The 19,320-nt window shown below is 44.5% G+C and carries 18 protein-coding genes; 11 read left to right on the plus strand and 7 right to left on the minus strand.

Going from position 1 to position 19,320, the window contains the following annotated elements; all coding sequences use genetic code 11:
* The first annotated feature begins 105 nt into the window (after positions 1–105).
* Positions 106–324 carry a 50S ribosomal protein L31 gene (gene rpmE / locus CAG57_RS12290; RefSeq protein WP_078927111.1) on the plus strand — a complete coding sequence of 73 codons (219 nt, stop codon included), beginning with the start codon at positions 106–108 and terminating at the stop codon, positions 322–324.
* A 276-nt stretch (positions 325–600) separates the two neighbouring features.
* A complete protein-coding gene (locus CAG57_RS12295; protein WP_099610271.1) occupies positions 601–1,875 on the plus strand; it encodes a malic enzyme-like NAD(P)-binding protein in 1,275 nt (424 codons plus the stop codon).
* 84 nt (positions 1,876–1,959) lie between these two features.
* Here CAG57_RS12295 and metJ read toward each other — a convergent pair whose 3' ends face one another.
* Complete coding sequence (gene metJ, locus CAG57_RS12300; RefSeq protein ID WP_078927113.1) at positions 1,960–2,277, minus strand: met regulon transcriptional regulator MetJ; 318 nt, start codon at positions 2,275–2,277, stop codon at positions 1,960–1,962.
* Positions 2,278–2,521: 244 nt separating this feature from the next.
* On the opposite strand from metJ, the gene CAG57_RS12305 reads away from it, so the two are divergent.
* From CAG57_RS12305 to metF, 3 genes are all read left to right on the plus strand, one after another.
* Positions 2,522–3,688 (plus strand): O-succinylhomoserine (thiol)-lyase, encoded by a 1,167-nt coding sequence (locus tag CAG57_RS12305; RefSeq protein ID WP_161428395.1) that lies wholly within the window; start codon positions 2,522–2,524, stop codon positions 3,686–3,688.
* Positions 3,682–6,093 carry a bifunctional aspartate kinase/homoserine dehydrogenase II gene (locus CAG57_RS12310; protein WP_161428394.1) on the plus strand — a complete coding sequence of 804 codons (2,412 nt, stop codon included), beginning with the start codon at positions 3,682–3,684 and terminating at the stop codon, positions 6,091–6,093. Before CAG57_RS12305 ends, CAG57_RS12310 begins: the two co-directional genes overlap by 7 nt.
* Before the next feature lie 296 nt (positions 6,094–6,389).
* Positions 6,390–7,274: a methylenetetrahydrofolate reductase gene (metF, locus tag CAG57_RS12315; RefSeq protein WP_161428382.1), complete on the plus strand. Its 885-nt coding sequence runs from the start codon at positions 6,390–6,392 to the stop codon at positions 7,272–7,274.
* A gap of 86 nt (positions 7,275–7,360) precedes the next feature.
* On the opposite strand, the gene zapB is transcribed toward metF, so the two are convergent.
* On the minus strand, positions 7,361–7,603 hold the full coding sequence (gene zapB, locus CAG57_RS12320; protein ID WP_099610267.1) for a cell division protein ZapB: 243 nt from the start codon (positions 7,601–7,603) through the stop codon (positions 7,361–7,363).
* A 311-nt stretch (positions 7,604–7,914) separates the two neighbouring features.
* On the opposite strand from zapB, the gene glpX reads away from it, so the two are divergent.
* Positions 7,915–8,922, plus strand: a complete 1,008-nt coding sequence (gene glpX, locus CAG57_RS12325; protein WP_099610266.1) for a class II fructose-bisphosphatase — start codon at positions 7,915–7,917, stop codon at positions 8,920–8,922.
* Positions 8,923–9,002: 80 nt separating this feature from the next.
* Here glpX and pfkA read toward each other — a convergent pair whose 3' ends face one another.
* From pfkA to CAG57_RS12340, 3 genes are all read right to left on the minus strand, one after another.
* Positions 9,003–9,965: a 6-phosphofructokinase gene (gene pfkA, locus CAG57_RS12330; protein WP_161428381.1), complete on the minus strand. Its 963-nt coding sequence runs from the start codon at positions 9,963–9,965 to the stop codon at positions 9,003–9,005.
* A gap of 259 nt (positions 9,966–10,224) precedes the next feature.
* Positions 10,225–11,133, minus strand: coding sequence for a CDF family cation-efflux transporter FieF (gene fieF, locus CAG57_RS12335; protein ID WP_161428380.1), 909 nt, complete (start codon positions 11,131–11,133; stop codon positions 10,225–10,227).
* Positions 11,134–11,355: 222 nt separating this feature from the next.
* Positions 11,356–11,892 carry a CpxP family protein gene (locus CAG57_RS12340; RefSeq protein WP_161428393.1) on the minus strand — a complete coding sequence of 179 codons (537 nt, stop codon included), beginning with the start codon at positions 11,890–11,892 and terminating at the stop codon, positions 11,356–11,358.
* 222 nt (positions 11,893–12,114) lie between these two features.
* Here CAG57_RS12340 and CAG57_RS12345 point away from each other — a divergent pair, with 222 nt between their 5' ends.
* Genes CAG57_RS12345 through CAG57_RS12355 form a run of 3 tightly spaced genes read left to right on the plus strand, consistent with a single transcriptional unit; the run spans position 12,115 to position 14,696 of the window.
* A complete protein-coding gene (locus CAG57_RS12345) occupies positions 12,115–12,801 on the plus strand; it encodes a response regulator (protein WP_099610263.1) in 687 nt (228 codons plus the stop codon).
* Positions 12,801–14,180 (plus strand): envelope stress sensor histidine kinase CpxA, encoded by a 1,380-nt coding sequence (gene cpxA, locus CAG57_RS12350; RefSeq protein WP_161428379.1) that lies wholly within the window; start codon positions 12,801–12,803, stop codon positions 14,178–14,180. The genes CAG57_RS12345 and cpxA overlap by 1 nt, the downstream gene beginning before the upstream one ends.
* A 42-nt stretch (positions 14,181–14,222) precedes the next feature.
* Positions 14,223–14,696, plus strand: a complete 474-nt coding sequence (locus CAG57_RS12355) for a tRNA (cytidine(34)-2'-O)-methyltransferase (protein ID WP_099610261.1) — start codon at positions 14,223–14,225, stop codon at positions 14,694–14,696.
* A 124-nt stretch (positions 14,697–14,820) separates the two neighbouring features.
* Here CAG57_RS12355 and CAG57_RS12360 read toward each other — a convergent pair whose 3' ends face one another.
* Both CAG57_RS12360 and CAG57_RS12365 read right to left on the minus strand, forming a co-directional pair.
* Positions 14,821–15,033 (minus strand): cold-shock protein, encoded by a 213-nt coding sequence (locus CAG57_RS12360; RefSeq protein WP_099610260.1) that lies wholly within the window; start codon positions 15,031–15,033, stop codon positions 14,821–14,823.
* Positions 15,034–15,356: 323 nt separating this feature from the next.
* Positions 15,357–15,851 (minus strand): FxsA family protein, encoded by a 495-nt coding sequence (locus CAG57_RS12365; protein WP_161430979.1) that lies wholly within the window; start codon positions 15,849–15,851, stop codon positions 15,357–15,359.
* Positions 15,852–16,318: 467 nt separating this feature from the next.
* On the opposite strand from CAG57_RS12365, the gene aspA reads away from it, so the two are divergent.
* Positions 16,319–17,770, plus strand: coding sequence for an aspartate ammonia-lyase (gene aspA, locus CAG57_RS12370; RefSeq protein WP_161427020.1), 1,452 nt, complete (start codon positions 16,319–16,321; stop codon positions 17,768–17,770).
* A 209-nt stretch (positions 17,771–17,979) separates the two neighbouring features.
* Complete coding sequence (locus tag CAG57_RS12375; RefSeq protein ID WP_161427019.1) at positions 17,980–19,293, plus strand: anaerobic C4-dicarboxylate transporter family protein; 1,314 nt, start codon at positions 17,980–17,982, stop codon at positions 19,291–19,293.
* The last annotated feature ends 27 nt before the right edge of the window (positions 19,294–19,320 follow it).

Genomic DNA, 19,320 nt, shown 5'->3' on the forward strand with positions numbered 1-19,320 from the left:
AAAGATGCGTAGTATCTTACTGGCATCTGAACAGTATCATTAACATTACGTGTGGTGTCCGGCAATGATTCGGATAGCGACACGGCCTACATTTGAGGTTATCCCATGAAAGCTGGTATCCACCCAGAATATAAAGAAGTTAGCGCAACTTGCTCTTGCGGCAACGCTTTCACTTTCCAATCAACTCTTGGTAAAGAAAGCATCTATCTTGACGTTTGTGACAAATGCCACCCATTCTATACTGGTAAACAACGTATCGTTGATACTGGTGGCCGTGTTGATCGCTTTAACAAACGTTTTGGCGCACTATCAAGTAAAAAGTAATCGCCAAGCAAAAAGTAATCGCGAGTTTAAGCAAAGATTACCCAAGGACGCTACGGCGTCCTTTTTGTTTGTTTTGTAGCGCGGGTTCTTATGCCATGGGCTCCCTTTCCGCCGCCACCGATTGCCAGATACCACAACGAATATAGCGGGTAAGCTGGTCTTATCAGATTAAATCAAACCAGCTTTGCTCGGTTTAAGCACAATCCTACCTAGGCAGTTTGTCTGACATCCTTTAGAATGAGTCGTTCGTTAACAAAACCATAAGAGAACCTCCCTATGTCAGAAGACCAGCAAGACCTTTCTCCAGAAGATGCATTTCGCCAAAGCGCCCTTGATTATCACGCGTTCCCAACGCCGGGAAAAATTGCGATTGCTTTAACTAAGCCAGCCGATTCGGCTGCCGACCTTGCGCTGGCTTACAGTCCAGGTGTTGCTGAACCTGTCCGTGAAATTGCACAGAATGCTGACAATGTCTACAAATACACCGGGAAAGGCAATATGGTTGCCGTCATTTCGAATGGCACCGCCATCTTAGGATTAGGAAACCTTGGCCCAATGGCTTCCAAACCCGTTATGGAAGGGAAAGCGCTCCTGTTTAAGCGTTTTGCTAATCTTGATTCGATTGATATTGAAGTCAAACACCGCACCATTGATGAATTTGTCGATACTGTCGCCAATATCGCCGACTCTTTTGGTGGTATCAACTTAGAAGATATTAAAGCACCAGACTGCTTTGAAATCGAACGTCGCCTAATCGAACGCTGTGACGTGCCCGTATTTCATGATGATCAACACGGAACCGCGATTGTGACCGCAGCAGGCATGCTCAATGCCATTGAACTGCAAGGGAAACAACTCAAAGATTGCATTATTGTCTGCTTAGGGGCTGGCGCAGCGGCTGTTGCTTGTATGGAGCTACTGATTAAATGTGGTGCAATGCGTGAAAAAATTTATATGTTGGATCGCAAAGGAGTGATTCATACTCGCCGAGACGATCTCAATCAATATAAAGCCTTATTTGCCAACAACACTGATAAACGGACTCTGGAAGATGTGATTGCGGGTGCCGATTTATTCCTTGGCGTATCTGGCCCGAATTTACTGCCACCTGAAGCATTAAAATTAATGGCAGACAACCCCGTCATCTTTGCTTGTTCTAACCCAGATCCAGAAATTAAACCGCAATTAGCCCATCAAGTTCGCGATGATTTGATCATGGGTACCGGCCGCAGTGATTATCCAAACCAAGTGAATAACGTACTCTGCTTCCCGTTCATTTTCCGAGGTGCACTGGATGTACGAGCCAGCGAGATTAATGATGAGATGAAATTAGCGGCTGTGGAGGCCATTCGTCAATTAGCCAAAGAACCTGTACCAGACGCAGTCCTACAAGCGGCGGGAGTCAAAAAACTCAGCTTTGGTGCTGAATACATCATTCCTAAACCCATGGATCCACGTTTATTGTCTCGCGTAGCAAGAGCCGTTGCACAAGCCGCCATCGATTCCGGTGTGGCCCGCATCGCAATGCCAGAAAACTATATGCAAGACTAAAACTATCTGCAAGACTAAAACTGAACTGGATCTTCTGACTACAATAAAAAACCTAGCGCTGCTAGGTTTTTTATTGTGAGTGGTTTATTCGTCATAGGCTTCAAATTCAATCCCCATCGCGGTCATTAATGCTTTAGCTTCAGTGGGAATATCATCTGGACGATCTTTTCGCAAGTCTTCATCAGTGGGCAGCGGCTGACCTGTGTAGGCATGCAAAAAAGCTTCACACAACAATTCACTGTTAGTTGCATGGCGCAAGTTATTGATTTGACGTCGAGTACGTTCATCAGTGAGGACTTTCAATACCTTTAGTGGAATTGATACCGTAATTTTTTTTACCTGTTCACTTTTTTTTCCATGCTCAGCATATGGGCTAATATACTCGCCATTCCAGTCTGCCATTGCGCACCTTCGTTGTTTGAATTCGAATCTAAATAATCAAAGACCCTAATTTTAGCGGGATTTACCGCCATAAGCAAAGACATATAGACATCTAGAAGTGTTGACGTCTCATTTAGTGATGAGTAAAGTGTCAACTTATCTAAAAGATCAAATAGCGTTATTTATCGTCATCAGTGTGATGATAGGTTGTGTGAATGAACCTATTCATTCCAATATCGGACGATCATCAGGAAAGGAAATCGTTATGACCACTCGTCAGTCAGCCACCATTGCCGCTCGAACCGGTATTGAATCAGATACTCAATACCATGCTGTTGTTCCCCCCATTTATTTATCAACTAACTATGGATTTCCTGCTTTTGGTGAAGTCCCCACCTATGACTATACACGCTCGGGTAACCCAAATCGAGGGCTACTTGAACAGGCCTTATCTGAATTAGAAGGGGGAGAAGGGGCCATTGTGACCAACTGTGGAACCTCCGCCATTAACCTGTGGATCTCCACCTTTCTAACCCCTAAAGAGTGGATTATTGCACCCCATGATTGCTATGGCGGCACCTATCGACTGCTCAATTCCAGAGCGAAAAAAGGGGATTTCAAGGTGCTATTTATCGACCAATCCGATCCGCAAGCTTTAGCGGATGCGTTCGCTCTCAAACCTAAACTGCTACTCATCGAAACACCATCAAATCCACTCGTTCGCGTGGTTGATATTGCCGACATTTGTCAACAAGCCAAAGCCGTGGGCACACTGATTGCCGTCGACAATACTTTTCTTACACCGATTTATCAAAAACCACTAACCTTAGGGGCTGATTTTGTCATTCACTCCACCACCAAGTATCTGAATGGTCATTCTGATGTGATTGGTGGTGCTATTATCAGTAAAACCAGCCCGCATGCAGAAGAGCTAGCATGGTGGGGTAACTGCCTCGGTTCTACCGGCACCCCGTTTGATAGTTACATGACACTTAGGGGGCTACGTACTTTAGCAGCCAGAATGCGTGGACATGAAGAAAGTGCGCAACGTATTTTAACTTATCTACAAAGTCAGCCTTTAGTGGCCACCATTTATCATCCCAGTTTAACCTCTCACCCTGGCCATACTATCGCTAAACAGCAACAAACTGGCTTTGGTTCAATGCTCAGTTTTGATTTTGCAGGCTCATTTGCTCAACTCAAAGCTTTTGTCGGTCACCTTGCTCTTTTCTCGTTAGCTGAATCATTAGGCGGGGTAGAAAGTTTAGTCTGTCATCCTGCCTCCATGACCCATCGCGCAATGGGGGAAGAGGCGTTAGCAAAAGCGGGCGTTTCAGAACAATTATTACGTTTATCCGTTGGCCTAGAAGAGGTGACAGACTTAATTGCGGATCTCGATCAAGCCTTTAAAAAAGTACAGGAGAGCTGTTAATGGAGAGACAACTGCATAAATTTGGAGGAAGTAGCCTCGCCGATGCCGCTTGCTACCAAAAAGTGATCGGGATTCTGAAAAGCTATTCACAAGCAGAAGATCTGATTGTCGTCTCCGCGGCAGGAAAAACGACCAATCACCTCATCGCTTTTTTAGAACAACGAGCAACCGATGGCCGTATCGCTCATGAATTATTACAGTCATTACGTCAATACCAAAGTCAACTGATTGAAGCTCTATTACCCGATAATAGGGCCGCCATATTACTAGAAAAACTCAATGATGAGTGTTCAGCACTCAGTGAATTGCCTACGCCACTGTCTAGTGCTGAGCGCGCTGCCGTACTTGGCCATGGTGAAGTGTGGTCTGCACGCTTGCTGGCTGCTTTACTCAATGATCAACAGCTTCCAGCGGTAGCTCTGGATGCACGCGATTTTTTGCGAGCAGAAAACGGCCCACAGCCAGAAGTCGACCGTGCACGCTCCTACCCCTTGCTAAAAGAAGCATTAATACAACAGACACAGCAACGAATCGTGATTACTGGGTTTATGGCACGTAATCATCAAGGTGAAACGGTACTGCTGGGGCGAAATGGTTCCGATTACTCCGCAACGGTCATTGGTGCTTTAGCTGGCGTTTCCCGCGTGACCATTTGGAGCGATGTCGCAGGCGTATATAGCGCCGATCCTCGAATCGTGGACAATGCTTGCTTGTTACCATTACTGCGTTTGGATGAAGCCAATGAATTGGCACGGCTAGCAGCGCCCGTTTTACATAGCCGAACCTTACAGCCGGTTGCACAAAGCACCATGGATTTATATTTACGTTGTACTCATCAACCTGAATCAGGCTCGACACGCATTGAACGTATTTTAGCATCTGGACGCGGCGCAAAAATTATAACCTCATTAGATGATGTATTACTGATTGAGTTGTCATTACCATCAGGACAAGACTTTCAACGTCTACAACAAGATATTCAATCACGCCTACAGCGCGCTCAACTCGAACCTCTTGCCTTTGAAATTCAAGCCGACCAGCAGCAACTTCGCCTTGCCTATACTCGTGAAGTCGCCAGTGAAGTGTTCACCTATTTACAAGATTCCGCTCTCGCGGCAGAAAGTAAACTCAAAGAAGGATATTGCTTATTGGCTGCGGTTGGCGCGGGTGTGACCCGTAATGCTCAACACAACTTTGGATTTTATCAACAACTTAAAAATGCACCGGTCGAATTTATCTGCCCTGCCGAATCAGAACTTAGCTTAGTCGCAATACTACGCCACACCCCGCTAAATCAACGTGTGATTGAACTACATAATCAACTATTCCAAGCTCAGAAACGCGTTGCGATTGCACTATGCGGTAAAGGCAATATAGGATCGAGCTGGTTAAAGCTATTTACAAAACAAAAAAACGCACTGGAAAAACGCTACGGCATGAATTTCGAACTAGTCGCCGTCATTGATAGCCAAACCTATTGGTTTAATGAACAAGGAATAGATGCCCGTAAAGTCGATGATAATTATCAAGATGAAGCTCAACCTAATGATGGACAAACGTGGTTAACGCAGTTAGGTCGATTATCTGGCTATGATGATGTGATCGTGCTCGATGTCACCGCTAGTGAAGAACTTGCTTATCGATATTTAGAGATTGCTCAGCAAGGGTTGCATCTCATCTCAGCTAATAAAGTCGCGGGTTCCGCTAGTAGTGAATACTACCAGCAAGTCAAAGAAGCCTTTAGCAAAATTGGTCGCCACTGGCTTTATAATGCAACCGTCGGCGCAGGCTTGCCTATCAACCATACCGTACGGGATCTGCGGGAAAGTGGGGATGAAATCACCGCACTCTCAGGGATATTCTCCGGTACCCTTTCTTGGTTATTTCAACAGTATGACGGCACCATTCCATTCAATGAATTAGTTGACCTCGCTTGGCAGCAAGGCTTAACAGAACCCGATCCTCGACATGATCTGGACGGCTCAGACGTAATGCGTAAATTGGTTATTTTAGCGCGCGAATCAGGACTCAACATTGAACCACAACAAGTCAAAGTAGAATCACTGGTACCGGAAAACTTACAACGATTATCCTTGGACGACTTTCTCGATCAAAGCCAGCAATTGAATCTAAATTTAGCAGATCGTCTCACTCGCGCTCAGCGAGAAGACAAAGTGTTACGTTATGTGGCTAGGTTAGAGAAAAATGGCAAAGCGACCGTGGGTGTTGAAGCCTTAGATCAAGAACATCCTTTGGCAAATCTACGCCCTTGTGACAACATTTTTGCGATTGAAAGTCAGTGGTATCGAGATAACCCACTGGTCATTCGTGGCCCAGGAGCTGGGCGGGACGTCACCGCGGGAGCCATTCAATCCGATATCAATTTACTGGCCCGATTACTCTGACACGGCTCGCCTATCTACGTTTTCAGCTCACCCATCGTGGTGAGCTTTTTTGTATCAAACCAGAGTGATTATAAAAGCGACGACAGCCCGATCATAGTAGGCTAAATTATCTTACATTAGCCTCACAATATGATCGATTCACAAGTCGCTGAGACTTGAAATCCCTTCACCTTGAAGATGAAAAAACTTCATATGATGAATGTTGACATTAAAAACCATTCAAGAGATGCTACAGACATATGGACGTCTATACGTAAATAATACTTAGGTTAAGTATTCGCCGCAGGGAGAGAAAAATGGGATACACACACGCAAGTCATATCGATGCTCTAAATCAAAGCATTTCTGAAGTTTCAGATATTAATGTCTCTTTTGAATTTTTCCCACCCAGCACTCCCAAAATGGAAGAAACATTGTGGAATTCGGTGCATCGGCTAAAAAATCTTAACCCTAAATTTGTTTCTGTCACTTATGGTGCCAATTCTGGCGAACGTGACCGGACTCATTCGATTATTAAAGCCATTAAAGAACAAACAGGGCTGATTGCCGCACCACACTTAACCTGTATTGATGCCAGCCGCGATGAATTAATCACCATCGCTGATGACTATTGGCACAACGGTATTCAAAGTATCGTTGCACTACGAGGTGACATTCCTCTCGGTGGCGGTAAACCAGAGATGTATGCCGCTGATTTAGTGGCTTTGCTAAAATCTCGCCATGACTTTGATATTTCGGTGGCCGCTTTTCCAGAAGTTCATCCTGAAGCCAAAAGTGCTCAAGCCGATCTCCTTAACCTAAAACGTAAAGTCGAAGCCGGAGCAAATCGAGCCATTACTCAGTTCTTCTTCGATGTGGAAAGTTATTTACGCTTTCGTGATCGCTGTGTCGCCGCCGGCATTGATGTGGAAATTGTCCCGGGTATTTTACCCGTTTCTAATTTCAAGCAAGCCTCTCGCTTTGCTGCGCAAAATCATGTCAAAGTCCCGCAATGGATGGCAAAACAGTTTGATGGCTTGGATGACGATCCCGTGACTCGTCAACTGGTCGGCGCGAGCCAAGCGATCGATATGATCCGCATCCTGAGCCGTGAAGGCGTGAAAGATTTCCATTTTTATACTCTCAATCGTGCCGAGATGACTTATGCACTCTGTCATACCCTAGGGGTAAGACCTCGCTAAAAAATGGCGAGTGATAAAAAAACACGCCGATTCAAGTCGACGTGTTTTTTTATTGATTGAGCATGTAACCGCTAACGGCAGTATCCTTACTCAACCTCTTCCATTTTACCCAACAAGCTGCGAATACGCTCTTGCCACTGTGTGTGTTCTTGTTCCATTTGTTGTGCTTTCTGCTCTAGTGCTTCGCGGCTGGATTTTAGCTCATGCACCTCAGTCACTAGCTGCTGTTTTTCTTCTTTCAGCTCTTCGACTTCCATTTGCAGTAAAGCGATTGTATCAACCGCCGTTTGAATTTTTGCTTCTAGCTGTTCTAGTACTTCAAAAGACATGCTACTTACCCTTTCATTGATTCAGTTGAGTGAACAATCTTCACTTTATCGCTCCATTCTACTCAGCCGAGCGCAGAGAAACACTCACTATATTCGATCTAACTCATCATTTGGCTAAAAAAAACTCATAATTTTACTTGAGACTCACATTGCTACTTTTCTCTGATAAAAAAGCAGGCTAAATACGGGTTTTTATACCTGATTTTGATCCACTGCAACTCCCAAGCTTAGTAAATAGCAAACGTTTTCTTATTAGTGTGCTAAAATCCGCGCACATTTTTCCCTCTTTCAAATCTCAGCTTGGAGTGATCATGAAACGCGATTTAGCAATGGCCTTTTCTCGAGTAACTGAAGGTGCGGCATTAGCTGGTTATAAATGGCTTGGCCGTGGTGATAAAAATAGCGCTGATGGCGCTGCCGTTGAAGTCATGCGAACGTTATTAAATAAAGTCGACATTAAAGGTGAAATCGTTATTGGAGAGGGCGAAATTGACGAAGCCCCAATGCTCTATATCGGTGAGAAAGTCGGGTTAGGTGGCGATGAAGTGGATATCGCGGTCGATCCCATCGAAGGGACCCGCATGACGGCGATGGGACAATCCAACGCTTTAGCCGTGCTTGCGGTCGGAGAAAAAGATAGCTTTTTAAAAGCCCCTGATATGTATATGGAAAAATTAGTGGTTGGCCCTGGTGCTAAAGGCTGTATTGATTTAACTAAGCCATTAGTTGAAAACCTGACCAATATTGCTAGCGTCTTAAATAAACCACTCAATCAACTCACCGTGATTACTTTAGCAAAACCTCGCCATGATCAAGTGATCAACGAAATGCAGCAAATGGGGGTGCGCGTCTTTGCCGTTCCCGATGGTGATGTTGCTGCCTCTATCCTTACCTGCATGCCAGACAGCGAAGTTGATGCCATGTACTGTATCGGAGGGGCTCCTGAGGGCGTCGTCTCTGCTGCAGCGATCCGTGCTTTAGATGGCGATATGCAAGGTCGCCTTTTACCTCGTCATCAAGTGAAAGGAGAAACAGAAGATAACCGCATTTGGGGTGCGAAAGAACTGGCTCGCTGCCAAGCAATGGGGGTAGAAGCCAATAAAGTTCTCGCCCTAGAAGAGATGGCACGCAGTGATAATGTGATTTTTTCCGCCACCGGCATCACCAAAGGGGATCTACTAGAAGGCATCACTCGCCAAGGCAATATAGCCACCACTGAAACACTATTGATTCGTGGCCGCTGTCGTACGATTCGTCGAATTAAATCCACCCACTATTTAGAACGCAAAGATCCTGAAGTGCGAGAAATTATTTTATAACCGAATGGCGTTAACTCACTCCGATAAAAAAAGACCGCCTGAGCGGTCTTTTTATAAGTCATCACAAATCAAGCGAGAACTTAAAATAGCTCTTCTGCGACTTTGAATAGATCTTGACGCACAGGGCGTTTCATCGTTTCAATCGCTTCAATGATGTCATGGTGAACCAACTCTTCTTTTTGGATACCGACACAACGGCCACCGTAACCTTCTAGTAAGAGATGCACCGCGTAGTTCCCCATGCGGGAAGCTAAAATACGGTCAAATGCGGTTGGTCGCCCGCCACGTTGAATATGGCCCAAAACCGTTGCCCGAGTTTCACGTCCGGTTGCTTTTTCAATTTCTTTTGCCAACTGGCTGGCATCGGTCATGAGCTCAGTCAATGCAATGATTGCATGCTTTTTGCCTTTAGATATTCCATCTTGAATATTAGAAATCAATTCCTCCATATCCAAACCAGTTTCAGGCGTAATCACATACTCACAGCCACCGGCAATCGCAGACATCAGCGTCAGATCACCACAGTGACGGCCCATGATTTCTACAATTGAGATACGCTGGTGAGAAGAGGAGGTATCACGCAGACGATCAATCGCATCAATAACGGTGTTAATCGCAGAAAGGTAACCAATGGTGTAATCGGTTCCGGCAATATCGTTATCGATCGTGCCCGGTACACCGACACAAGGGAAACCCATTTCAGTCAGTTTTTTGGCTCCCATGTAAGAGCCGTCACCACCGATTACCACAAGAGCATCGATGTTATGTTTCTTTAAGTTCTCAATCGCCTTTTTACGCACTTCTTCATCACGAAATTCAGGGAAACGAGCCGATCCAAGAAAGGTTCCCCCTTTATTGATCACGTCAGAAACACTGTAGCGGTCTAGTTGTTTGATATTATCTTGGTATAAACCCAAATAGCCATCATAAATACCATAAACACCTAAGCCAGCACCTAATGCGGTACGGACAACGCCGCGAATTGCAGCATTCATGCCTGGTGCATCACCACCACTTGTCAAAACACCGATATTCTTAATCATGCTCACCCTCGATTTTTTGAGAATTTAATACTCATTTTTAACGTTGCTCACTAACGAAAAAGAGCAACAAAATCTGTTTAAATTATCTGTTATGTTACCTTGCCCAAGCAGGAATACTACTGTTATTTGAGCGTATTTTGTAACTTTACTACTTCTGTAAGAGTATTACAGCTTTACCCGATAGCTTTGTTGATTCATATCAGGATCACGTTTTTTAGTTGTATTGGGTAAAAGATAGTCAAACTCAACTCATCTTTCCTTACCAAGCATGATGTTTTTGTTTTTTCTCCGCCCCAAATACGACGGAATAAGGATCCTGATGGATCAAGACATCTGCACCGGGAAACGTTTGGCACAATTTATCTTCAACTTGATCGGAAATATGATGCGCCTCAATCAATGGAATTTGATCTTCCAACTCAAGATGTAACTGAATGAAGCGAATCGGCCCGGCCATTCGCGTGCGTAATTGATGCACGCCCAGCACCCCGTCTACCGACAATGAAACAGCTTGAATCTGGGCTAATTCTTCATCAGGTAACTTTCTATCCAATAACGTTTGTACCGCCTGATACGCCATATGAAAGGCACTGTAAAGAATGTAAATACCGATGCCAATAGCAAAAATAGCATCCGCTTGTTTGAAACCAAACCAGCTTAAACCTAATGCCACAATAATGGCCGCGTTCATATAGAGATCGGTTTGGTAATGCAGTGAATCGGCGGCAATCGCTTGGCTGGCGGTTTTTTTCACCACGTAGCGCTGAAACATCACTAAAGCAAAGGTAACGAGCATGGCGAACACACTGACATAAATACCGTATTCAGGCGACTGTAATTCATGCGGCCGGAAAAAACGCTCAACACCGTTCAAAATTAAGAAACAGGCGGAGCCAGAGATAAACATCGCTTGCGCTAAAGCCGCCAAGGACTCGGCCTTACCGTGACCAAAAGTATGCTCCCGATCGGCCGGTTGTAAGGCATAACGAACCACGATTAAATTAACGACGGAAGCGGCAATGTCCAATAACGAATCAACCACTGACGCCAATAAACTCACCGAGCCTGTCACCCACCAAGCGGCTATTTTCACTAGCAATAAAAAACTAGCAACCAAGGTTGCCGTCCAAGCAGCAAGTGTGACTAGACGCGCATATTCCTTTTTCATTACCGATCACCGTTACGTTACGAGAGATATAAGAGACAAAGAATTAATTATACACATGAAGGGGCGATCAGCGGCAGATTTCATGCTCAGTAATAAGGCGCATAACAGACAAAAAAACCAAGAAGAATACCAGCAACCATAAAGCGTCATTGAACGCTACAAAAACCAAAAGCAGCACATTCAGCGCTGCTTTTGTTGCCGTCAAGTCAGTGTTAAGCGCAATTAAAAACGCCCCTTACCTCTTGAACCATCATGATGTCCGCGAGGCCGATCATTGTTTGCTCTTGGATTTTGCTGCCAGTTTTCATCCATGCATGTTTGCTGTAATGTTTGTAATTTGTCTTTCTGCTCATCCGTAAGAATACTCATCATCTGGTGGCGATTTTTAATCCTATCGACCCGATGCTCTATGTGTATATCGACCATCTGTTTTGCCAATTCAGTTGCCGCAGCTTGATCAAAATCAGCGGCAAGCATCAATTGACGCTCTTGCTCACGTAACGAACGCATTGCATCACGAGGGCCAGATGTACGCTTTTCTTGCATGATTTGACGATGTTGCTCACGCAGAGCGTTTATTTGACTTTGTTGCTCTGGCGTTAACTGAAGTTCTCTCGCCATCGTACGCTCATGGTGCATGCCACACAGACCATCGTGATTCGGTTTTCCTTTACCACCGCCATATGCGAAAACACTCGCAGAACCCAGAGTTAAAGGTAAGACCATTGCCGTCAACACCCATTTTTTTGTCATATTCATCATCATGTCCTCTCTATGAAGGTTACCGCCCAGCTTCTGCGATAACTAAAGTCTGGTACGATAAGAAAATCTGCCTACGCAGTGCTTAACTTGATCATAGGCTCTGGTAAGTAAAGTGGTGTTTAGCGTGAGTAAAGAATCGTAAAGAGTAAACTCTCTGCTGCTGCTTTGTTTACTTTCACAGTAAACTATCACTAACCTGATGTGAATGAAGAGGCATTTATGGCACATATTCTTCTGATTGATGATGATACAGAACTGACCAGCTTGCTCAAAGAAGTGCTGAGTTATGAAGGGTTTGAAGTCTCAGAGGCCAATGATGGGTTATCTGGGCTTGAAGCTCTAAATGAGCATGTTGACCTGATTTTACTGGATGTCATGATGCCCAAATTAAATGGCATGGAAACGCTGAAAAAACTCAGGGAGCAATGGCAAACACCAGTTTTGATGCTGACAGCAAAGGGAGAGGAGATCGATCGAGTGATCGGTTTAGAACTTGGTGCCGACGATTACCTGCCTAAGCCTTTTAGTGATCGAGAACTTCTCGCTCGTATCCGTGCGATTTTACGTCGCACACAAAGCCATTTAGCGAATAAATCGCTTGATGTTATCGAATGCCAAGACATCCAACTCTATCCCGGTAAACAAGAAGCCTACTGCCAAGGCCAACTGTTAGACTTAACCAGTACCGAATTTGCTTTGCTGGCTCATTTTGTGCAAAACCCAGGAGAAACATTGACCAAAGAAGCACTTAGCCTCGATGTATTAGGTAAACGACTCGCCGCCTTTGATCGAGCCATTGATATGCATGTTTCTAATTTACGAAAAAAATTACCGGCTCGATCCGATAACAAACCACGGATCAAAACCTTACGGGGTCGTGGCTACTTAATGGTTCAGGAGGATTAATGCGTCTTCCTAAAATCAATAACTTATACGGACGTATTTTTGCTATTTTCTGGCTAACCATGTTATTGGTGATTATCGCAGTGCTGTCTCTCCCACATCTCGATCCGAGAAAATCCCGAGATTTGCCCGCAAATAGCCACCAACGCATGCTCGATTATAAACGCAATATTGAAGATCGATTTAGTAAGCAAACTCAATTATCCAGTATCATTGCTCAGTTGGAAGCAATGGGACATATGCATAATGACACCCGCCCTCGTTTTTTTATCGCCGATCAAGAGGGAAATATACTCACCACTAAACGGCATGAAGATTTTAAACTCAAAGCACTCAGAAATTTCACCACCAGTATCGAATCCATTAACAAACCTCAACAACGTTTATATGGACGCTATATGATCTCAGGCCCGGTGCCCATTCATCTCGCTCAACAAGATTTATTACTGTATATCGGTTTACGCTGGGATGAGCCACCGCCCTTCTTATTACGCTTATTTGACAAACCCTTGCATCTTTTACTGTCGGTCATGCTAGTCAGTACGCCATTATTACTCTGGCTCGCTTGGGCACTCAGTCAACCAGCCCAACGGCTTGCCTCGGCGGCACAGCGAGTCGCAAGGGGAGAATTTGTGGTTGACCCTAATCTAGAAAGAGGCACCACAGAATTTCGTCAAGCAGGGCGTAGTTTTAATCAGATGGTTGAAGCCGTCAATCTGATGATTTCTGGCCAACAACGTTTATTGTCAGATATCTCCCACGAATTGCGTTCACCACTCACTCGCCTGCGCATGGCCAATGCCTTAGCCACTCGAAAGCAAGGACAAAGTAGTGAATTAGAACGAATCGATACCGAAGCTCAGCGGTTAGAGCGTATGATTGGTGAGCTACTCACGCTCTCACGCATGCAAACCAATAGCCATCTTAGTCGAGAGATTCAACCATTAAGCAGTTTATGGGAGGCGATCCTAGAGGATGCACAGTTTGAAGCGGAACAAATGCACAAAACGCTGATTCGTGATCCGATTCCAGAACGGTACATTTCAGGTAATCCCAAACTCTTAATGAGCGCTTTGGATAACGTGGTTCGAAATGCAATTACTTATGGTACTGATCATATTGAAGTACGCTTTATCGCCGAGCCTCATCAACTCACTATCACCGTCGAAGATAATGGCTCCGGCGTTCCCGAGCATGAATTAAATGATATTTTCCGACCGTTCTATCGCGTTTCAACCGCTCGTGACCGACACAGTGGGGGAACCGGATTAGGGCTAGCGATTACAGAAAGTGCGATTCGCCAACACAGTGGCCAAGTGATCGCCAGCCGTAGCTCATTAGGCGGGCTAAAAGTACAAGTCACGTTACCGATCCAGCCTTGAGTCAGGTATACTCAGCGACTCCATTGAAAAAAGTAGCCCACTATGTTTGACATTGCTCTTTATGAACCAGAAATTGCCCCCAATACTGGGAACATCATCCGTTTATCGGCGAACTGTGGGGCAAACTTGCATCTAATTGAGCCATTAGGCTTTGATTTAGAAGAGAAAAAAGTTCGCCGTGCTGGGTTGGACTATCATGATTTAGCGCGAGTCACGCGTCATAAAAATTATCAAGCTTTTCTCGATTATTTAGCCACTCGTGGCCATTATCGTATTTTTGCTTGTACCACCAAGACCACTGGCCATCATGTTGATGCACAATTTCAAGCTGGCGATGTATTGCTATTTGGCCCAGAAACACGAGGACTACCAGCCGATCTGATTGAAAGTTTGCCTATGGCTCAGCGCATCCGCATTCCGATGATGCCAGAAGCTCGTAGCCTTAACTTGTCTAATGCGGTCGCTATCATTGCTTTTGAAGCTTGGCGACAAATGGGATTTAACGGTGCTCAATAACGCAGCGCTTAGATGACTCTCACTCACCATTAAACGCCCGTTAAAACAGACCAAAACAAAAACTAACGAAAAGCAAAAAGGTCGCCTAAGCGACCTTTTATATATTCTGATAAGTATCAGTCTATTATAGAGTTACAACTTGAGCAGCTTGTAAACCTTTTTGACCGTTTTCAACGATAAACGATACTTTTTGACCTTCGATAAGCGTTTTAAAGCCTTCAGAAGCGATAGCATTGAAATGTACGAATACATCTGCGCCACCGTTGTCTTGAGATAGGAAACCAAAACCTTTAGTTTCGTTAAACCATTTTACTGTACCAGTTGCTTGATTAGACATAATTTGTCCCTTAATTTATAAAATTCATTGAATGATGCGCTGATGCGCCAATTCGCTTTAGCATGAATTATTTAATGTAACGAATCAGGTAAGGGAAATATTAGGACAACAACTTTTACGATGGGATACTAAGAATTTACTTTTACTTTTGATTTCATTAATAACTCTTAACTCTAGAGCCAGGACACTATAGGGTTTTATTCGATAATAAGCAATCGTTTTATTCCAAAACTGAAAAATAATTCTCCATACTTTAGCTAACGCAGAGGCCAGCGACACGCTATTAACTAGTTAAGTCGAGGTGACTAGTTAAGTCGAGGTGACTAGTTAAGTCGAGGCGGCGCATCGTGATCATCATCGTCATTTTTACGTTCAAACTCCCCATCAAAAGTATCGCCGTGTGACGTGCTATGACCGTCAAACGTTGAACTGCTGCTATAAAACGTTGCACCGCCCATGGAGTGAACCACCAGCTTACCCATTAAATAATTTGCCAAGTAAGCGCGCGGAACGGGTAGCAACAAAAGTAACCCGAGAAAATCGGTCACAAAGCCCGGCGTGAGTAATAATATACCGGCCACGGCCAACATAACCCCTTCCATGATCTGCAGAGCAGGCAACTCACCCTGCTGCATTCGTCTCTGCACCGCTGCCAACGTTAATATCCCCTGACTACGAACCAATGATGCGCCAACGATCGCAGTTAATACCACAAATGCTATTGTCGGCCATAGCCCGATAAAGCTCCCCAACTGAATAAATACAGCGATTTCGATAATCGGCACCGTTATAAAGGCAACCAAAAAAATAGCAAACACACTCGCTCCTTAACTTACACAGCTTATCGCTCAACAGACCCTAACAACGAGCGCTTCACGTAACAGATAAACCATAGCTAACCGTTGGTCTTATAATTCTCACTCACGGTAACGTGATGAAAAAAAGACTGCAACTTCTCCGCCTTATTTCTCACATTTTAGTTAGACATTTAGGGCCAAAAAACGAATTCTGCTTAAGGAGAATCATTCCTATTTCCCGCCAATTCGTAGACGTTTACTTCTTTTTCTACCTAGATTGAGATCGCCGTGTGATATCCGGTAAATCTTTTCATATCATTGGTAAAAAAGGTGATCCACTTCCTGTTTTTTATATATCACTCAAGTATTATGCCCGGAGAAGTCAGGACAGATTTTTCAGCCCCAAATTCTGATGAATGGATTCTTAAGGCAGATGTGGCTAAGCATTATCAATCTAAAGTTAGAATTATTATCTTAAGGATCCTGTTATGGCTACCCTATCCGATGCCCCTATCAACACCCCGAAAGCAACCCGAATCGAAGAAGATTTACTCGGTCAGCGCCATGTTCCCGCTGATGCTTATTACGGTATTCACACATTACGTGCGATTGAAAACTTCAATATCTCTAATGTTACCATTTCTGATGTCCCTGAATTTGTTCGCGGCATGATTATGACTAAAAAAGCAGCCGCGCTGGCAAACAAAGAGTTAGGCGTCATTCCGAAAGAGGTAGCGAACTACATCATCCAAGCTTGTGATCTAATTTTAGAGACCGGTAAATGCATGGATCAATTCCCATCCGACGTATTCCAAGGTGGCGCAGGCACTTCTGTCAATATGAATACTAACGAAGTAATTGCCAACGTCGCACTCGAGCTAATGGGGAAAGAAAAAGGTCAATACGAATTCATTAACCCAAATGATCACGTGAATAAAAGTCAGTCCACCAACTGTGCTTACCCAACCGGCTTCCGCATTGCTGTGTATAACAGCGTACTTAAACTGATTGAATCAGTTGAATATATTAAAGGGGCTTTTGAACTCAAAGCCGAAGAGTACAAAGAGATACTCAAAATGGGCCGCACCCAATTGCAAGATGCGGTTCCCATGACCGTGGGTCAAGAATTCCACGCTTGGGCAGTGACGCTCAACGAAGAAATTCGCGCCCTGCAATATACCTCAAAACTGTTGCTTGAAATTAACTTAGGTGCCACAGCCATTGGTACTGGGTTAAACACCGCTCCAGGTTATCAAGCAGCCGCAGTTAAGCACTTAGCGGAAGTGACTGGCCTTGAAGTGGTTGCAGCAGAAGACTTGATCGAAGCAACCTCTGACTGCGGTGCGTATGTCATGACCCATGGCGCACTGAAACGCTTGGCGATGAAACTGTCTAAGATCTGTAACGACTTACGACTACTTTCTTCTGGCCCTCGTGCGGGCTTAAATGAAATTAACCTGCCTGAATTGCAAGCCGGCTCTTCTATTATGCCAGCGAAAGTAAACCCCGTGATTCCTGAAGTGGTTAACCAAGTGTGCTTTAAAGTATTTGGTAACGACAATACCATCACCTATGCAGCTGAAGCGGGCCAGTTACAACTTAACGTTATGGAACCGGTTATCGCACAAGCGATGTTTGAATCGATTTCTCTGCTTTCTAATGCTTGCGTTAACTTACGCGATAAGTGTATCGATGGTATTACGGTCAATAAAGAGATCTGTGAGAATTACGTCTTTAACTCTATCGGGATTGTCACTTATCTAAACCCTTATATTGGTCACCATGAAGGTGATATTGTCGGTAAAATCTGCGCCGAAACAGGAAAAAGCGTTCGAGAAGTGGTACTTGAACGCGGTCTGCTCAGTGCTGAAGAGTTGGATGATATTTTCTCCGTTGAGAATTTAATGCATCCTCAATATAAGGCAAAACGCTACGAATAGTAGCAACGTATTGATGAAGGCTCTGATTAACAGAGCCTTCTTACTTTCTGACGGTCAAAAAATGGAAAAAACTTATTCTATGTCATGGCATAATCATTTTTTTTATTTTCTGTCGTTAATGAGTTTCCCTTAGCTAATGTGATGAGTTCGCTCATTTGACCGACAGCAAAAGGGAGTTAGGAATGATTAATAATCTTTAGGAGTATAAGATGTTTATAATTGAGTTCCTTATCGTATTAGGATGTATCCTAATTGGTGCAAGGATTGGTGGTATTGGACTTGGTGTGATGGGGGGGATCGGCCTTGCGATACTGAGCTTCGGCTTTGGCATGCATCCAACCAGCCCCCCTATCGATGTTATGTTAATGATTATGGCCGTTGTTGCCGCAGCTGCTTCTATGCAAGCGGCCGGTGGTCTTGACTACTTAATCAAAATCGCCAGCAATATTTTGCGCAAAAACCCTCGCCAAATCACGTTTATCGCACCTTTAGTCACCTACTTCTTTACGATGATGGCTGGTACTGGGCATGTGGCATACTCAGTACTCCCTGTGATTGCTGAAGTCAGCCGTCGTAGTGGCATTCGTCCAGAACGCCCATTGGGTATGGCGGTTATCGCCTCTCAGTTTGCCATTGTGGCTAGCCCGATTGCTGCCGCGGTGGTTGCTCTCGTGGCATTTTTAGAACCACAAGGTATCACTCTAGGTGATGTACTGATGGTCACCATTCCAAGTACTTTTCTTGGTTTGGCTTGCGCTTGTATCTTTGTCAATAAAATTGGTAAAGAACTGAAAGATGATCCTGAGTATCAACGTCGTCTACAAGATCCTGAATTCCGCGCAGAAATGGAGCAAGAGGTTGAAGTCGAAGATATTGTCATTACGCCTCAAGCGAAAAAATCTGTCTCTCTCTTCTTATTTGGTGCCATTATCGTCGTATTCATGGGCGCAATCCCAAGCTTACGTCCCCATTTTGATGGTTCACCAATGGGGATGGCCCATACAATCGAAATCGTCATGCTATCGATTGCGGCACTGATCATCTTAACCTGTAAGCCTGATGGCAATGCGATTAGCCAAGGTTCGGTGTTCCATGCCGGGATGCGTGCCATTGTCGCTATCTTCGGTATTGCTTGGTTGGGGGACACCTTTATTGCCGGTCACAGTGATATGGTAAAAGAAGCCGTTTCAGGCTTGGTTGAAGTCGCACCATGGACGTTTGCCTTCGCCCTATTTGCGCTTTCTGTGATGGTAAACAGTCAAGGCGCAACAACGGCAGTATTGGTGCCGGTAGCGATTACTCTTGGCCTACCACCAGCGATCATCATTGCGGTATTTGTGGCAGTTAATGGTTACTTCTTTATTCCAAACTACGGCCCCATCATTGCGTCGATTGACTTCGACCGCACGGGAACAACACGGATTGGTAAGTACATCTTTAACCACAGCTTTATGTTACCGGGCTTATTGAGCATGGTATTTAGTATTGGTTTTGGTCTACTTCTAGCCAATATTTTGCTCTAATCAGCGCGTAACGAATCAAAAAGCCGC

It is taken from the genome of Vibrio sp. V30_P3S12P165 (genome assembly GCF_009904905.1).
Classification (GTDB): domain Bacteria; phylum Pseudomonadota; class Gammaproteobacteria; order Enterobacterales; family Vibrionaceae; genus Vibrio; species Vibrio fujianensis.

Excerpts from the sequence above, each read along its gene's own strand:
- rpmE (WP_078927111.1), top strand. The coding sequence starts at position 106 with ATGAAAGCTGGTATCCACCCAGAATATAAAGAAGTTAGCGCAACTTGC.
- CAG57_RS12295 (WP_099610271.1), top strand. The coding sequence starts at position 601 with ATGTCAGAAGACCAGCAAGACCTTTCTCCAGAAGATGCATTTCGCCAA.
- metJ (WP_078927113.1), bottom strand. The coding sequence starts at position 2,277 with ATGGCAGACTGGAATGGCGAGTATATTAGCCCATATGCTGAGCATGGA.
- CAG57_RS12305 (WP_161428395.1), top strand. The coding sequence starts at position 2,522 with ATGACCACTCGTCAGTCAGCCACCATTGCCGCTCGAACCGGTATTGAA.
- metF (WP_161428382.1), top strand. The coding sequence starts at position 6,390 with ATGGGATACACACACGCAAGTCATATCGATGCTCTAAATCAAAGCATT.
- zapB (WP_099610267.1), bottom strand. The coding sequence starts at position 7,603 with ATGTCTTTTGAAGTACTAGAACAGCTAGAAGCAAAAATTCAAACGGCG.
- glpX (WP_099610266.1), top strand. The coding sequence starts at position 7,915 with ATGAAACGCGATTTAGCAATGGCCTTTTCTCGAGTAACTGAAGGTGCG.
- pfkA (WP_161428381.1), bottom strand. The coding sequence starts at position 9,965 with ATGATTAAGAATATCGGTGTTTTGACAAGTGGTGGTGATGCACCAGGC.
- fieF (WP_161428380.1), bottom strand. The coding sequence starts at position 11,133 with ATGAAAAAGGAATATGCGCGTCTAGTCACACTTGCTGCTTGGACGGCA.
- CAG57_RS12340 (WP_161428393.1), bottom strand. The coding sequence starts at position 11,892 with ATGAATATGACAAAAAAATGGGTGTTGACGGCAATGGTCTTACCTTTA.
- CAG57_RS12345 (WP_099610263.1), top strand. The coding sequence starts at position 12,115 with ATGGCACATATTCTTCTGATTGATGATGATACAGAACTGACCAGCTTG.
- cpxA (WP_161428379.1), top strand. The coding sequence starts at position 12,801 with ATGCGTCTTCCTAAAATCAATAACTTATACGGACGTATTTTTGCTATT.
- CAG57_RS12355 (WP_099610261.1), top strand. The coding sequence starts at position 14,223 with ATGTTTGACATTGCTCTTTATGAACCAGAAATTGCCCCCAATACTGGG.
- CAG57_RS12360 (WP_099610260.1), bottom strand. The coding sequence starts at position 15,033 with ATGTCTAATCAAGCAACTGGTACAGTAAAATGGTTTAACGAAACTAAA.
- aspA (WP_161427020.1), top strand. The coding sequence starts at position 16,319 with ATGGCTACCCTATCCGATGCCCCTATCAACACCCCGAAAGCAACCCGA.
- CAG57_RS12375 (WP_161427019.1), top strand. The coding sequence starts at position 17,980 with ATGTTTATAATTGAGTTCCTTATCGTATTAGGATGTATCCTAATTGGT.